The 14,020-nt window shown below is 72.1% G+C and carries 14 protein-coding genes; 11 read left to right on the top strand and 3 right to left on the bottom strand.

The window, feature by feature from the left end; translation table 11 throughout:
* Positions 1-157: 157 nt before the first annotated feature.
* Complete coding sequence (locus AC1RQF_RS03185; RefSeq protein ID WP_274003727.1) at positions 158-367, top strand: YMGG-like glycine zipper-containing protein; 210 nt, start codon at positions 158-160, stop codon at positions 365-367.
* 105 nt (positions 368-472) lie between these two features.
* On the opposite strand, the gene AC1RQF_RS03180 is transcribed toward AC1RQF_RS03185, so the two are convergent.
* Positions 473-1,693, bottom strand: coding sequence for a CaiB/BaiF CoA transferase family protein (locus AC1RQF_RS03180; RefSeq protein ID WP_492871303.1), 1,221 nt, complete (start codon positions 1,691-1,693; stop codon positions 473-475).
* Positions 1,694-1,950: 257 nt separating this feature from the next.
* Here AC1RQF_RS03180 and alaS point away from each other — a divergent pair, with 257 nt between their 5' ends.
* Positions 1,951-4,575 carry an alanine--tRNA ligase gene (gene alaS / locus AC1RQF_RS03175; protein ID WP_274003723.1) on the top strand — a complete coding sequence of 875 codons (2,625 nt, stop codon included), beginning with the start codon at positions 1,951-1,953 and terminating at the stop codon, positions 4,573-4,575.
* A gap of 95 nt (positions 4,576-4,670) precedes the next feature.
* Here alaS and AC1RQF_RS03170 read toward each other — a convergent pair whose 3' ends face one another.
* Positions 4,671-5,603 (bottom strand): LysR family transcriptional regulator, encoded by a 933-nt coding sequence (locus AC1RQF_RS03170; RefSeq protein WP_274003721.1) that lies wholly within the window; start codon positions 5,601-5,603, stop codon positions 4,671-4,673.
* A 134-nt stretch (positions 5,604-5,737) separates the two neighbouring features.
* Here AC1RQF_RS03170 and AC1RQF_RS03165 point away from each other — a divergent pair, with 134 nt between their 5' ends.
* Complete coding sequence (locus AC1RQF_RS03165; protein ID WP_492871302.1) at positions 5,738-6,982, top strand: YbfB/YjiJ family MFS transporter; 1,245 nt, start codon at positions 5,738-5,740, stop codon at positions 6,980-6,982.
* Positions 6,983-7,061: 79 nt separating this feature from the next.
* Complete coding sequence (locus AC1RQF_RS03160; RefSeq protein WP_274003718.1) at positions 7,062-7,601, top strand: NUDIX domain-containing protein; 540 nt, start codon at positions 7,062-7,064, stop codon at positions 7,599-7,601.
* Between the two features lie 106 nt (positions 7,602-7,707).
* On the opposite strand, the gene AC1RQF_RS03155 is transcribed toward AC1RQF_RS03160, so the two are convergent.
* Positions 7,708-8,046 (bottom strand): YbjQ family protein, encoded by a 339-nt coding sequence (locus AC1RQF_RS03155; protein ID WP_274003716.1) that lies wholly within the window; start codon positions 8,044-8,046, stop codon positions 7,708-7,710.
* Positions 8,047-8,208: 162 nt separating this feature from the next.
* Between AC1RQF_RS03155 and gbd the strand changes: the two genes are divergently transcribed.
* From gbd to AC1RQF_RS03120, 7 genes are all read left to right on the top strand, one after another.
* Positions 8,209-9,357: a 4-hydroxybutyrate dehydrogenase gene (gbd, locus tag AC1RQF_RS03150; protein ID WP_492871301.1), complete on the top strand. Its 1,149-nt coding sequence runs from the start codon at positions 8,209-8,211 to the stop codon at positions 9,355-9,357.
* A gap of 6 nt (positions 9,358-9,363) precedes the next feature.
* The gene (locus tag AC1RQF_RS03145; RefSeq protein WP_274003714.1) at positions 9,364-9,804 is read left to right on the top strand and encodes an acyl-CoA thioesterase; all 441 of its coding nucleotides are present in this window, start codon (positions 9,364-9,366) and stop codon (positions 9,802-9,804) included.
* Positions 9,805-9,814: 10 nt separating this feature from the next.
* Positions 9,815-10,750, top strand: a complete 936-nt coding sequence (locus AC1RQF_RS03140; RefSeq protein WP_274003712.1) for a branched-chain amino acid ABC transporter permease — start codon at positions 9,815-9,817, stop codon at positions 10,748-10,750.
* Entirely contained in the window at positions 10,743-11,936 is a 1,194-nt protein-coding gene (locus tag AC1RQF_RS03135) for a branched-chain amino acid ABC transporter permease (RefSeq protein WP_274003709.1), read from the top strand. Before AC1RQF_RS03140 ends, AC1RQF_RS03135 begins: the two co-directional genes overlap by 8 nt.
* Complete coding sequence (locus tag AC1RQF_RS03130; RefSeq protein WP_492871300.1) at positions 11,933-12,688, top strand: ABC transporter ATP-binding protein; 756 nt, start codon at positions 11,933-11,935, stop codon at positions 12,686-12,688. Before AC1RQF_RS03135 ends, AC1RQF_RS03130 begins: the two co-directional genes overlap by 4 nt.
* A complete protein-coding gene (locus tag AC1RQF_RS03125) occupies positions 12,685-13,380 on the top strand; it encodes an ABC transporter ATP-binding protein (protein ID WP_492871299.1) in 696 nt (231 codons plus the stop codon). Before AC1RQF_RS03130 ends, AC1RQF_RS03125 begins: the two co-directional genes overlap by 4 nt.
* A 198-nt stretch (positions 13,381-13,578) precedes the next feature.
* Positions 13,579-14,019, top strand: a complete 441-nt coding sequence (locus tag AC1RQF_RS03120) for a helix-turn-helix domain-containing protein (protein ID WP_274003704.1) — start codon at positions 13,579-13,581, stop codon at positions 14,017-14,019.
* The last annotated feature ends 1 nt before the right edge of the window (position 14,020 follow it).

Raw genomic sequence — 14,020 nt, 5'->3', positions numbered from 1 at the left:
GCTGGGGCGCGACACCCGGGCCCCCCCCCGCGGCCGCGGCTGTAACAGCTGGTAAATCGTTTTGCCCGCGTGCGCGGGCTTTTTTAAGATGCGCTCGACCGTTTCCTCGTCGGTCGCGCTGTGCCAGGCGCGACGGGCTTTTCAAGGTAGTTTGCGCATGTTCAAGACCACTCGTTTCCTCGTTCGCGTCACCGTCGTCGCGGTGGTGCTCTCCAGCCTCGGCGCGTGCGCGATGACGCGCACCCAGCGCAATGCCGGGATCGGCGCCGCGGCGGGCGGCGCGCTCGGCTATCTCGTGACGGGCGGCCCGCTCGGCACGGTCGCGGGCGCGGCGGCGGGCGGGCTGGTCGGCGCAGGGGTGCGCTGAGCGCGCGGCGCACGCTTGTCGGACCGGCGCGCACGCGCGGCGGCGCGCCGGCGTCGCCGGGCTGCGGCCTCGCAGCCCGGTCCAACCCACCTCGCGCATGCGATTTCAGATCGCCCGCGCCGCCCGCAACGCCGCGATCGCGGCGTCGTCATAGCCCAGCACCTCGCGCAGCACCGCGTCGGTATGCTCGCCGAGCAGCGGCGGCGCGCTTTTCGCCTCGGGCGGGGTGCCGCTCATCCGGATCGGATTGCGCACGAGCCTGACGTTCGCGCCGCTCGGATGCGGCAATTCGACCTCCAGCCCGCGCGCGACCACCTGCTCGTTCGCGAACACCTCGTCGAGCGAGTTGATCGGCCCGCACGGTACGCCGGCCGCCTCGAGCGCATCGATCCATTCGCGCCGGCTCAGGGTCCGCGTCATCGCTTCGAGGATCGGCACCAGCGCGTCGCGGTGCCGGACCCGTTCCGGATTGGTCGCGAAGCGCGCGTCGTCGGCGAGCTCGGGGCGTCCGCCCGTCTCGACGAACTTGCGGAACTGGCCGTCGTTGCCGACCGCGACGATGATCCAGCCGTCGCGGGTCTGGAAGGTTTGGTAGGGCACGATGTTCGGGTGCGCGTTGCCCCAGCGGGTCGGCGCCTGGCCGCTCGCGAGATAGTTGGTGTTCATGTTCGCGAGCAGCGCCACCTGCACGTCGAGGAGCGCCATGTCGATGTGCTGGCCTTCGCCCGTGCGGTCGCGGTGCGCGAGCGCGGACAGCACCGCGATCGTCGCGTAGAGCCCGGTCGCGAGGTCGGCGATCGCGACGCCGGCCTTCTGCGGGCCGCCGCCGGGCTGGCCGTCGCGCTCGCCCGTGATGCTCATGAAGCCGCCCAGCCCCTGCACGATGAAGTCGTAGCCCGCGCGGTGCGCGTAGGGGCCCGTCTGGCCGAAGCCCGTCACCGAGCAGTACACGAGATCGGGCTTGAGCGCCTTCAGCGACGCGTAGTCGAGCCCGTACTTGCTCAGCTGGCCCGCCTTGTAGTTTTCGAGCACCACGTCGCTCTGCGCGGCCAGTTCGCGGATGATCCGCTGGCCTTCCGGCGTCGCGATGTCGACCGTGACCGAGCGCTTGTTGCGGTTCGCCGCGAGGTAGTAGGCGGCCTCGCGGGTGTCCCGGCCGTCCGGCGTCTTCAGGTACGGCGGCCCCCAGTGGCGGGTGTCGTCGCCCGCGCCGGGGCGCTCGATCTTGATCACGTCGGCGCCGAAATCGGCGAGCGTCTGCGCGCACCAGGGTCCGGCGAGCACGCGGCTGAGATCCAGCACGCGGATATGGCTTAAGGCACCCATCGTCTCGTTGTCTCCTTCCGTTGTGTTGCACGACGCGCGGGCGGGCCGGTCCGGCCGCGCCCGCGCGCGGGATGCACGCATCTTAAGGGATTTGTAACAGTCGGCGCGCGCGGACGCGAGGCGGGCGCGGCGGCGGGCCGCGCCCGGGGCGCTATCCCGTATAATCGATCGTTTCAGAAACCCAGAAACCCGCGCCGCCGCCCGCGAGGGCCGCAGGCGCCCACAGACAGCCTTCGTCAAGACCGTCCCCGCCCGCCATGAAAGCCGCTGAAATCCGCGAGAAATTCCTCAAGTTCTTCGAATCGAAGGGCCATACGATCGTCCGTTCGTCGAGCCTCGTGCCCGGCAACGACCCCACGCTGATGTTCACGAACTCGGGCATGGTCCAGTTCAAGGACGTGTTCCTCGGCACCGATCACCGCCCGTATTCGCGCGCCACGACGTCGCAGCGCAGCGTACGCGCCGGCGGCAAGCACAACGACCTCGAGAACGTCGGCTACACGGCGCGCCACCACACGTTCTTCGAGATGCTCGGCAACTTCTCGTTCGGCGACTACTTCAAGCACGACGCGATCAAGTACGCGTGGGAACTGCTGACCACGGTCTACCAGCTGCCGAAGGAAAAGCTGTGGGTCACGGTCTACCAGGAAGACGACGAGGCGTACGACATCTGGGCGAAGGAAGTCGGCGTGCCGGTCGAGCGCATCATCCGGATCGGCGACAACAAGGGCGCGCGCTACGCGTCGGACAACTTCTGGACGATGGGCGACACCGGCCCCTGCGGCCCGTGCACCGAGATCTTCTACGATCACGGCCCGGATGTCTGGGGCGGCCCCCCGGGGTCGGCCGAGGAAGACGGCGACCGCTACATCGAGATCTGGAACCTCGTGTTCATGCAGTTCAACCGCGACGCGCAGGGCACCATGACGGCCCTGCCGAAGCAGTGCGTCGACACCGGCATGGGCCTCGAACGCCTCGCCGCGGTGCTGCAGCACGTGCACAGCAACTACGAGATCGACCTGTTCCAGAACCTGATCAAGGCGGCCGCGCGCGAAACCGGCATGACCGATCTGTCGAACAACTCGCTGAAGGTGATCGCCGATCACATCCGCGCGTGCTCGTTCCTGATCGTCGACGGCGTGATCCCGGGCAACGAGGGCCGCGGCTACGTGCTGCGCCGGATCGTGCGCCGCGCGATCCGCCACGGCTACAAGCTCGGCCGCAGGGGTTCGTTCTTCCACAAGCTGGTGGCCGATCTCGTCGCGGAAATGGGCAGCGCCTATCCGGAGCTGAAGGACGCGGAGCAGCGCGTGACCGACGTGCTGCGCCAGGAGGAGGAACGCTTCTTCGAGACCATCGAGCACGGCATGACGATCCTCGAGGCCGCGCTCGGCGACCTCGATGCGAAGGGCGCGAAGGTGCTCGACGGCGAGCTGGCGTTCAAACTGCACGACACCTACGGCTTCCCGCTCGACCTGACGGCCGACGTGTGCCGCGAGCGCGGCGTGACGGTCGACGAAGCGGCGTTCGACGACGCGATGGCGCGTCAGCGCGAGCAGGCGCGCGCGGCAGGCAAGTTCAAGGCGGCGCAGGGGCTCGAGTATTCGGGCGCGAAGACCACTTTCCACGGCTACGACAAGCTCGTGTTCGACGACGCGAAGGTCGTCGCGCTGTACGTCGAGGGCGTGGCGGTCGACGAGGTCAAGACGGGCCAGCAGGCGATCGTCGTGCTCGACCATACGCCGTTCTACGCGGAGTCGGGCGGCCAGGTCGGCGACCAGGGCGTGCTCGCCAACGCGAGCGTGCGGTATGCGGTGGGCGACACGCTGAAGGTCCAGGCGGACGTGGTCGGCCATCACGGCGTGCTGGAGCAGGGCGTGCTGAAGGTCGGCGATGTCGTGAAGGCCGAGGTCGACTCGGCGCGGCGCGCGCGCACGGAGCGCAACCACTCGGCGACCCACCTGATGCACAAGGCGCTGCGCGAGGTGCTCGGCGCGCACGTGCAGCAGAAGGGGTCGCTCGTCGACGCGGACAAGACCCGCTTCGACTTCGCGCACAACGCGCCGATGACGGACGACGAGATCCGCCGGGTCGAGGCGATCGTCAACGCGGAAGTGCTCGCGAACGCGCCGGGCATCGTGCGCGTGATGGCGTACGACGACGCGGTGAAGGGCGGCGCGATGGCGCTGTTCGGCGAGAAGTACGGCGACGAGGTGCGGGTGCTCGACCTGGGCTTCTCGCGCGAGTTGTGCGGCGGCACGCACGTGCATCGCACGGGCGACATCGGCTTCTTCAAGATCGTGATGGAAGGCGGCGTCGCGGCGGGCATCCGCCGCGTCGAGGCGATCACGGGCGACAACGCGCTGCGCTACGTGCAGGAACTCGACGCGCGCATCAACGCGGCGGCCGCCGCGCTGAAGGCGCAGCCGTCGGAGCTGACGCAGCGGATCGGCCAGGTGCAGGATCAGGTGAAGGCGCTCGAGAAGGAGCTGGGCGCGCTCAAGTCGAAGCTCGCATCGAGCCAGGGCGACGAGCTGGCGCAGCAGGCGATCGAGGTCGGCGGCGTGCAGGTGCTCGCCGCGACGCTCGACGGCGCCGACGCGAAGACGCTGCGCGAGACCGTCGACAAGCTCAAGGACAAGCTCAAGCATGCGGCGATCGTGCTCGCCTCGGTCGACGGCGGCAAGGTCAGCCTGATTGCCGGCGTGACGCCGGAAGCGAGCAAGAAGGTGAAGGCGGGCGAGCTGGTGAACTTTGTCGCGCAGCAGGTCGGCGGCAAGGGTGGCGGCCGTCCCGACATGGCGCAGGCGGGCGGCACCGAGCCGGCGAACCTGCCGGCCGCGCTCGCGGGCGTGAAGGGCTGGGTCGAAGGCCTGCTCTAAGCGCCGCCGGGGCCGCGCAGGCGGCCCGTCCGGCAGCGTTCCTCGAAACCCCGCACCGGTTCGGCGCGGGGTTTTTTATTGGGCGGCGCGCGCGTTCAGGCCGGCTGCGCCGCCGCGCCGCGCCGCGCGCGGGATCGCGTCGTGGCGGCGGGCTGCGCCGTCGCACCGTCGAGCAGCATGTCGCGCAGCGCGCGCAAGGCCGCCGACGCGTGCCCCTGGCGCCAGACGAGCAGCGTGTCGATGGGCGGGATCCCGGGCAGCGGATGCACGCCGAGGTTGTCGGCTTCGATCTGCAGGTCGAGCAGCGCGCGCGGCGCGACCGCGACGCCCGCGCCGGCGGCCACGCACGCGATGATCGCGTGATACGAGCCCAGTTCCAGTTCCCGGTGCGGCTTCACGCCGTGCTCGGCATACCAGCGCTCGGCGTAGCTGCGATAGGCGCAGCCGCGTTCGAACGCGACGAGCGTCGGCAGCAGGATGTCGCGCGGCGTGCGGACGGGCGGATGGCCGCGCGGCGTCAGCAGCACCAGCTCTTCGCGGAAGATCGCCGCGGTCTCGAACGGCTCGCCCAGCGGCGCGGGCGCGAGCGGCGTCGCGACCAGCGCGACGTCGACCTCGAATTCGCGCACCTTGCCGATCAGGCAGCCGGTGGTGCCGGTCAGCAGTTCCAGCTCGACGTCGGGCCAGGCCTGGTGATAGTGCGCGAGCAGCCTGGGCAGGCGGCAGGCCGCGGTGCTTTCCATCGTGCCGAGCCGCAGCCGGCCGCGCGGGCGGTCCTCGCGCACCGCGTGCGCCGCCTCGTCGGCGAGCGCGAGCAGGCGTTCCGCATAGGGCAGCAGGGTTTCGCCCGCGGGCGTCAGCACGAGCCGGCGGCCGTCGCGCACGAACAGCGCGGTGCCCAGCTGTTCCTCGAGCTGCTTGATCCGCGTCGTCACGTTCGACTGCACGCGATTGAGCTTGGCTGCGGCGCGCGTGACGCCGTTCTCGCGCACGACCGCCCGGAAGATCGCCAGTTCGGCCAGATCCATGATTCTCTCCTTGGAATCGATTTGATCTCAATTATTCATTTTTAGAGATGATCGGGTCAAGCTACATTGAGCGCATTCCAATTCCCCGCGCGCGTCCATCATCGTGATGGCGCCCCTGTTGTGCGATGAGCGATATGTCCCTGTCCCGTACGCCGGCCGCGATCCCGCGGTCCCTCTCCTCGGTTGAAACCCTGCCCGACGACGATCGGCCCGCGCGTCGCGCGGCCTGGGCGTGCGCGCTCACGCTCGCGGTCGCGCTCGGGATCGGCCGGTTCGCGTTCACGCCGCTGCTGCCCTTGATGCTCGCCGGCGGCGAACTCGACATCCGGCACGGCGGCTGGCTCGCGTCCGCGAATTACGCGGGCTATTTCGTCGGCGCGCTGACCTGCGCGCGGTTCATGATCGCGCCCGCGCGCATGGTGCGGGCGGGCCTCGCGGCGACCGTGCTGCTGATGCTCGCGATGGGCGTCGCGAGTCCGTTCGCGGTGTGGGCGGGCGTGCGCTTCGTGGCCGGCGCGGTCAGCGCGTGGACCTTCGTGTTCGCTTCGCAATGGGGGCTGCGGCGGCTCGCGGAGCTGGACGCGCCGGAATGGAGCGGCGTGATCTACACCGGGCCGGGTTTCGGGATCGTCGCGACGGGGCTGCTCGGCAGCGCGCTCGCCGGGCAGCGCGCGGCCTACGGATGGATCGGCTTCGCCCTGCTGTCGGCGGTGCTCGCGGCGTGCGTGTGGCGCGTGTTCACGCCGTCGGCCGCGCATGCGACCGTGGCCGCCGGCGCGTCGCCGACGGCTCATGCGGAGGCCGCGCCGCGCGGCGCGGCGGGGTGGCTCGTGGTGTTCTACGGCTTGCCGGGCTTCGGCTACATCATCACGGCGACCTTCCTGCCGGTGATCGCGCGCGCCGCGCTGCCGGCCGGCTCGGCGTGGCCGGACCTGTTCTGGCCGATGTTCGGCGCCGCGCTGATCGCGGGCGCGCTGCTCGGCGCGCGGCTGCCGATCCGCTGGGACAATCGCGCGCTGCTCGCGGGCAGTTGCGCGCTGCAGGCGGCGGGCGTCGCGCTCGGCATCGCGTGGCCGACCGTGGCGGGCTTCGCGCTGGGCAGCGTGCTGCTCGGGCTGCCGTTCACCGCGATCACGCTGTTCGCGATGCGCGAGGCGCGCCGTCTGCGCGGTGAGCGCGCGGCGGGCCTGATGGGCTATGCGACCGCGTCGTATGGCATCGGGCAGATCGCCGGACCGCTCGTCGCCGCGCCGCTCGTCGCGCGCGCGGGGACATTCGCGCCGGCGCTGGGGCTGGCCTCGGCGTCGCTCGTGCTCGGCGCGGCGGGTTTCGCGACGATGGCCTGGCGCGCCTCGTCGCGCATGCGACAAACTCGCTAGAATGCTGGCTGTCCCGCGCTCCGCGGGCGTGGCGCGCGCAGGCCGCTGTACGCGCGTCCGCGCCCGCCTCATCCCCACAATGACCACTGCCGATTACCGTTTTTGCCCGCGTTGCGCCCGCCCGCTGGCCGACCGCACCGATCTCGCCGAAGACGGCGGCGGCCGCCTGCGGCGCGCCTGTCCCGACGACGCCTGCGGCTATGTCCACTGGAACAATCCGCTGCCGGTCGTGGCCGCGATCGTCGAATACGACGGGCGCATCCTGCTGGCCCGCAACGCAGCCTGGCCGGAAGGCATGTTCGCGCTCATCACGGGGTTCCTCGAAAGCGACGAGACGCCCGAGGCGGGCATCGCGCGCGAGGTGCTGGAGGAAACCGGGCTGCGCGCCGAATCGGTGGAACTGATCGGCGTCTATGAATTCATGCGCAAGAACGAGCTGATCGTCGCGTATCACGTGCGCGCGTCGGGCACGATCGCGCTGTCGCCCGAGCTGCTCGAATACCGGCTGGTCGAGCCGGCGCGGCTGCGGCCGTGGCGCGCCGGCACCGGGCCGGCGGTCGCCGACTGGATGCGCGCGCGCGGCCTGCCGTTCGAGTTCGTTGAGCGGCCGGGGCAGTAAGGCCGGGCACGGCCGCTTGCTGCCCTGACTGATCCTGCGCGCCGGGGGAGCCGTGGCGCGGCGTTCGCCCGGCCGCCTGCGCCCCGAGCGCCGCGCGCCGGCCGCGTCAGCGATCCGCCGCGACGACCCGCACCACCGTGCCGTAACACAGCACCTCGGTCACGCCGTTGCCGATTTCCGTCGCGTCGTAGCGCATCCCGATGAGGCCGTTGCCGCCCAGTTCGTTCATCTGGGCGAGCATGCGCTCGTAGGCGTCCTGCCGCGCGCGCTCGCACAGCGACGTATAGAGCGAGATATTGCCGCCGAACAGGGTTTGTATCGCCGCGCCGAACGAGCCGACGATCGAGCGCGAGCGCACGACGATGCCGCGCGCGACGCCGAGGCTGCGTTCGATCCGGTAGCCGGGCAGGTCGAAGGCGGTGGTGATCAGGTGCGGGTCGGTCATGGCGATTCCTCGGAAAAGATCGGCGGGTCACGACGGGCCGCACGACGTCCGCCGCCGTCGCGCGGTATGCTTGCCGCTGCGGCGCGCTCGCGCCGCGGACGCCGCATGTTCGCCCGCGCGGCGGCGTCCTGTCCAGCACGACGGGGGCGAGGAGGGGACGCGGTGGCCTATCTCTACTATCTGACCCACATCCATCTCGGCGACGACGCGCTCGCCATGCTGCCGTCCGAATGCGCGCGCAACGGCATCGCGCGGCCGCTCGTCGTGACCGACCGCGGCGTGGCGGCGGCAGGGCTCGTCGCGCGCGCGCTCGACGCGCTCGGCATGGGCGCGCCGCCTGTGTTCGACGAGACGCCGTCCAATCCGACCGAGGCCGCGGTGCTGGCCGCCGCGCAACGCTATCGCGACGCGGGCTGCGACGGCCTGATCGCGATCGGCGGCGGGTCGTCGATCGACCTCGCGAAGGGCGTCGCGCTCGCCGCGACGCATCCCGGGCCGCTGGCCCGCTACGCGACGATCGAGGGCGGCAGCGCGCAGATCACGGCCGCCGCCGCGCCGCTGATCGCGGTGCCGACCACCTCGGGCACCGGCAGCGAGGTCGCGCGCGGCGCGATCCTGATCCTCGCGGACGGCCGCAAGCTCGGCTTCCATTCGTGGCATCTGCTGCCGAAGGCGGCGATCTGCGACCCGGCGCTCACGCTCGGCCTGCCGCCCGGGCTCACGGCCGCGACCGGCATGGATGCGATCGCCCACTGCATCGAGACCTTCCTCGCGCCCGCGTATAATCCGCCCGCCGACGGCATCGCGCTCGACGGGCTCGAACGCGCGTGGGCCCACGTCGAACGCGCGACCCGCGACGGCGGCGACCGCGAGGCGCGTCTCGCGATGATGAGCGCGTCGCTGCAGGGCGCGCTGGCGTTCCAGAAAGGGCTCGGCTGCGTGCACTCGCTGTCGCACCCGCTGGGCGGCGTGAAGGTGAACGGCGCGACCTCGCTGCATCACGGCACGCTGAACGCGGTGGTGCTGCCCGCGGTGCTGCGCTTCAACGCGGATGCGCCGAGCGTGGTGGCTGAACGCCGCTACGCGCGCATGCGCCGCGTGATGAACCTGCCCGAGCGCGCGGACCTGCCGCAGGCGCTGCACGACCTGAGCGCGCGGCTCGGCCTGCCGACGGGCCTGGCGCAGATGGGCGTGCGCGCGGACGTGTTCGATCACGTGATCGAGGGCGCGTTCGCCGACCATTGCCACAAGACCAATCCGCGCCTCGCGACCGCCGACGACTATCGCCGCATGCTCACCGAATCCCTCTGACCGACCATGTCCGACGCCAAGCCCGTCGCGCTGCCGCGCAGCGCCTATCCGCATAGCCTGCCGATCAGCACGCGCTGGATGGACAACGATGTCTACGGCCACGTGAACAACGTCGTCTACTACAGCTACTTCGACACCGTGGTGAACGAATACCTGATCCGCGCGCGCGTGCTCGACGTCGAGCACGGCGCGACCATCGGGCTCGTCGTCGAGACCCACTGCAACTACTTCGCGCCGCTCGTGTTTCCGCAGCGCGTCGACGCGGGCCTGCGGGTCGCGAAGCTCGGCAATTCGAGCGTGCGCTACGAGATCGGGCTGTTCGCGGAAGGCGAGGCGACGGCGGCCGCGCAAGGGCACTTCGTGCATGTCTACGTCGATCGCGCGAGCCGCCGGCCGGTCGCGCTGCCCGACGCCTTGCGCGCCGCGCTCGCGCCGCTCGCGCGGTAGAGGCGCCCGCGTGCAGTCGCTGATCGTCACCACGCTGAACGGCGTGAGCTACGGGCTGTTGTTGTTCATGCTGTCCGCCGGGCTGACGCTCGTCTTCAGCATGCTCGGCGTGCTCAATTTCGCGCATGCGGGCTTCTACATGCTGGGCGCGTACGCCGGCTACGCGATCGCCGCGCACGCGGGCTTCTGGGCGGCGCTCGTGCTCGCGCCGCTCGCGGTCGGCGGCCTCGGCGCGCTGATCGAGCGCGGCCTGCTGCGGCGCGTGAAGGCGCGCGGACACCTGGGCGAACTGCTGCTCACCTTCGGCCTCGCCTACCTGATCGCCGAGGCGGTCAAGTTCGCGTGGGGGCTCGCGCCGCTCGCCACCACGGTGCCGGCCGCGCTCGACGGGCCGTTGGCGACCTGGGGCGGCGTCACGTTGTCGCGCTATCGCGCGTTCATGATGGCCGCGTCGGTCGCGATGCTGGTCGCGCTGGGGGTGGGCTTGCGCGTGTCGCGCACGGGCCTCGTGGTGCGCGCGGCGCTGACGCACCGCGGGGCGGTCGAGGCGCTCGGCCACGACGTGCCGCGCCTGATGACGGTCGTGTTCGCGGCGGGCGCCGCGCTGGCGGCGCTCGCCGGCGTGATCGGCGCGCCGCTCGCGGTGCTCGAACCCGCGATGGCCGAGACGATGGGCTCGGTCGTGTTCGCCGTGGTCGTGATCGGTGGGCTCGGCTCGCTCGGCGGCGCGCTCGCCGCGTCGCTGCTGGTCGGTTGGGTGCAGACCTTCGCCGCCGCGAGCAGCGCCTCGCTCGGCGCGCTCGCGGAACGGGCGGGCATCGCGCTGCCGCCCGCCTGGGGCGCGCTGACCTGCGCGCAACTCGCGCCGCTGACGCCTTATCTGCTGCTCGTCGCGGTGCTCGCGTGCCGGGCGCGCGGCCTGTCCGGCGAGCGCGCCGATGCGTAGCGCCGCGCGACGCGCGTGGCCCTGGGCCGCGCTGCTCGTCGGCCTGGGCGGCCCGGCGTGGCTGTGGCCGCAGGACTGGGTGCTCGGCTACCTCGCGCAGACCGCCGCGCTGATCGTGCTCGCGCTGTCCTACAACCTGCTGCTCGGCGCCACGGGCCTGCTGTCGTTCGGGCACGCGGCGCTCGCCGGGCTCGGCGCGTTCGCCGCCGCCCACGTGTTCGCCCGCCACGGCCTGCCCTTGCCGCTGCTGCCGCTCGCGGGCGGGCTCGCGGGCGCGGGTTTCGGCGCGCTGTTCGGCAGCGTCGCGACCCGCCGCGCGGGCACCGCGTTCGCGATGATCACGCTCGGGCTCGGCGAGCTGGTCGCGGCCGCGGCGTGGAGCGTGCCCGACTGGTTCGGCGGGCCGGGCGGCGTGCCGATCGACCGCGCGCGCGACGCCGCCTGGTACGGTCCGTCGCCCCATGCCTATGCGCTGATCGCCGGCTGGTGCATGCTGGCCGCGCTGGCGATGCGCGCGTTCACGCGCACGCCGTTCGCGCGTCTCGCGAACGCGGTGCGGGACAATCCGGCGCGGGTCGCGGCGCTCGGCACCGATCCGCGCCGGGTGCGTTTCGCGATGATGGTCGTGGCCGGATTCTTCGCGGGCATCGCGGGCACGCTGACCCTGATCGACGTCGAGGTCGCGTCGACCGAGAGCGTCGGCATGCTGCGCTCGGGCGCGGTGTTGTTCGCGGTCGTGATCGGCGGCACGGGCACGTTCTTCGGGCCGGTCGTCGGCGCGGCGCTGCTGGTCTTCTTCAGCGTGTTCGTCGCGAGCGTATCGCGTGCGTGGCTGCTGTACCTGGGCATCGGTTTCGTCGCAGTCGTGGTGGCCGCGCCGGACGGCCTCGGCGGCATATGGACGCGCCATGCCGCGCGCCGCGCCGCGGGTACGCGCGTCAACCGGCCGCGCGCGGCCTGCGCGCTGCTGGCCGCGCTCGCGGGCGTGGTTGCGTCGGTGATCGTGGTCGAGCTGGGCTATGCCTGGCGTTTTGCGCAGGACGCGGGCGGCGTGGCCGCGCTGGGCCCGTGGCGGGTCGCGGCCGATGCGCCGGCGGGCTGGTGCGCCGCGCTGGGCGCGGCGCTGCTCGCCCTCGCCCTGGGGCTGGCGGCGCGCCGCGCCGGCGGCGCGGAGCCGGCGCGATGACGGCGCCCGCGCTCGTGTTGTCCGGCATCGAGAAGCGCTTCGGCGCGACCACGGTGCTGGCGGGCGTCGACCTCACGGTCGAGGCGGGGGAGCGCCATGCGCTGATCGGGCCGAACGGCGCGGGCAAGTCGACGCTGTTCGACGTGATCGCGGGCGCGACGCCGCCGAGCCGCGGCCGGCTCCAGCTGCACGGCGTCGCGCTGCGCGCGCGCTCGCCCTACGCGGCCGCGCGGCGCGGCATCGCGCGCAGCTTCCAGCAGACGGCGCTGTTCGAGCGCCTGTCAGTGTTCGACAACCTGCGCTGCGCCGCCGAGCAGGCGGGCGCGCAGCGCCGTCGGTGGTGGGCGCGGCTGCGCGAATCGGGCGCGGTCGACCGTGCCGCGCGCGAGGTGCTCGAGGCGATCGGGCTCGCCGCGCGGCGCGACCTGCCGGCCGGCGCGCTGAGCTATGCCGAGCAGCGCGCGCTCGACGTCGGCGTCGCGCTCGCGAGCGGCGCATCGCTGTTCCTGTTCGACGAACCGACGGCCGGCATGAGCCGCGAGCAGGCGGCGCGCATCGTCGAACTGATCCGCACGACCACCGAGGGGCGCACGCTGTTGATGATCGAGCACGACATGGACGCCGTGTTCGGGCTCGCCGATCGCATCTCGGTGCTGGTGCGCGGCGCGGTGATCGCGACCGGCACCCCCGCCGAGATCCGCGCCGACGCGGCAGTGCGCGCGGCCTATCTGGGCGAGGCGGGCGCGGCATGAGCGGCCTGCTCGAATTGCGCGCGGTGCGGGCCGGTTATGGCGCGCGGCACGTGTTGAACGGCGTCGACCTGACGCTCGCGCGCGGCGAGGCGCTGGCGCTCGTCGGCCGCAACGGCTCGGGCCGCTCGACGCTCGCGAAGGCGATCATGGGCATGCTGCCGGTGGCCGGCTCGATCCGTTTCGACGGCGTGGAACTGGCGGGCGCGCCGACCTTCGCGATCGCGCGGCGCGGGCTCGGCTACGTGGCCGAGCAGCGCGACGTGTTTCCGCTGCTGAGCGTGCGCGACAACCTGCGCCTGGGGCTCGGGCCCGATTCCGCGCGCGACGCGCTCGATGCGGCGCGCGCGCGCTTCCCGGGGCTCGCCGCGCGCTGGGACGCGCGCGCGGGCGTGCTGTCGGGCGGCGAGCAGCAGATGCTCGCGCTGGCGCGCGCGCTGGTCGGCGCGCCGCGCCTCCTGATCGTCGACGAGCCGGCGGAAGGGCTCGCGCCGGCCGTGGTCGCGCAGGTGCGGGCCTGCCTCGTCGAACTGCGCGCGCGCGGCGTCGCGATCCTGCTCATCGAACAGCGCATGCAGCTCGCCCCGGCGGTCGCGTCGCGCGTCGCGGTGATGGGGCGCGGCGAGATCGTCCATGAGGGGCCGGCCGATGCGCTCGATCCGGACGTCGTCGCACGCTGGCTCGCAGCCGGCTGACCGCGTTTGATTTTTTTCGAGACAAATCCCCGCCGGGCAAGGGTCGCGAGGCCGTGCGGGCCGCGCCGGGCTGACCAGGCTTGCAGCGATCGCCCGGGCGCCGGAAAATTCTTATTTGGGATAGTTGTTTCCTGTTTGGTTGAAGTTTGGCGCGGTTGATTGATCGCATGGCGCGGCGCGGGCGACACAATCCCGGCTATGCCGACGCCCGAAGAAAAAGCGGCCTTCGCCGCCCGTCTGAAACTGGCCATTCAGCGCCGCCACGGCCGGATGCCGGGCCCGACCGAACTGGCGAACCGCTTCAACCTGCGCTACCCGGGCATGTCGGTCTCGCCGCAAACCGCCCACAAATGGCTGACCGGGCGCACGATCCCGGCCCGCGACAAGCTCGAAACCTTCGCCGACTGGCTCGACGTCGACCTGCACTGGCTGCACTACGGCCCGGCGCCGGCCGCGCGCAAGCCGGCGCGGCTGCCGCGCGACACCCGCTATCCGCCGACCGCCGAGACGCTCGAACTGGCCTCGCGCATCGGCGCGCTGTCGCCGCAGCGGCGCTACCTGATCCATCAATTGATCGATCAGTTTCCCGACGACGCGCCGGGACTCGACGCGCCGCCGGCCGACGACCCGCCGCGCTGAG

The sequence above is a fragment of the Burkholderia sp. GW821-FHT14F03 genome (genome assembly GCF_058803765.1).
Note: the sequence above shows the minus strand (reverse complement) of the source record. Positions and strands in the feature narration are given on the sequence as shown.

What these genes read in the sequence shown, in the direction of transcription:
- AC1RQF_RS03125 (WP_492871299.1), top strand. Translation starts at nt 12,685, where the DNA reads ATGAGCGGCCTGCTCGAATTGCGCGCGGTGCGGGCCGGTTATGGCGCG.
- AC1RQF_RS03180 (WP_492871303.1), bottom strand. Translation starts at nt 1,693, where the DNA reads ATGGGTGCCTTAAGCCATATCCGCGTGCTGGATCTCAGCCGCGTGCTC.
- alaS (WP_274003723.1), top strand. Translation starts at nt 1,951, where the DNA reads ATGAAAGCCGCTGAAATCCGCGAGAAATTCCTCAAGTTCTTCGAATCG.
- AC1RQF_RS03185 (WP_274003727.1), top strand. Translation starts at nt 158, where the DNA reads ATGTTCAAGACCACTCGTTTCCTCGTTCGCGTCACCGTCGTCGCGGTG.
- AC1RQF_RS03135 (WP_274003709.1), top strand. Translation starts at nt 10,743, where the DNA reads ATGCGTAGCGCCGCGCGACGCGCGTGGCCCTGGGCCGCGCTGCTCGTC.
- AC1RQF_RS03160 (WP_274003718.1), top strand. Translation starts at nt 7,062, where the DNA reads ATGACCACTGCCGATTACCGTTTTTGCCCGCGTTGCGCCCGCCCGCTG.
- AC1RQF_RS03130 (WP_492871300.1), top strand. Translation starts at nt 11,933, where the DNA reads ATGACGGCGCCCGCGCTCGTGTTGTCCGGCATCGAGAAGCGCTTCGGC.
- AC1RQF_RS03155 (WP_274003716.1), bottom strand. Translation starts at nt 8,046, where the DNA reads ATGACCGACCCGCACCTGATCACCACCGCCTTCGACCTGCCCGGCTAC.
- AC1RQF_RS03145 (WP_274003714.1), top strand. Translation starts at nt 9,364, where the DNA reads ATGTCCGACGCCAAGCCCGTCGCGCTGCCGCGCAGCGCCTATCCGCAT.
- AC1RQF_RS03120 (WP_274003704.1), top strand. Translation starts at nt 13,579, where the DNA reads ATGCCGACGCCCGAAGAAAAAGCGGCCTTCGCCGCCCGTCTGAAACTG.
- AC1RQF_RS03165 (WP_492871302.1), top strand. Translation starts at nt 5,738, where the DNA reads ATGTCCCTGTCCCGTACGCCGGCCGCGATCCCGCGGTCCCTCTCCTCG.
- AC1RQF_RS03170 (WP_274003721.1), bottom strand. Translation starts at nt 5,603, where the DNA reads ATGGATCTGGCCGAACTGGCGATCTTCCGGGCGGTCGTGCGCGAGAAC.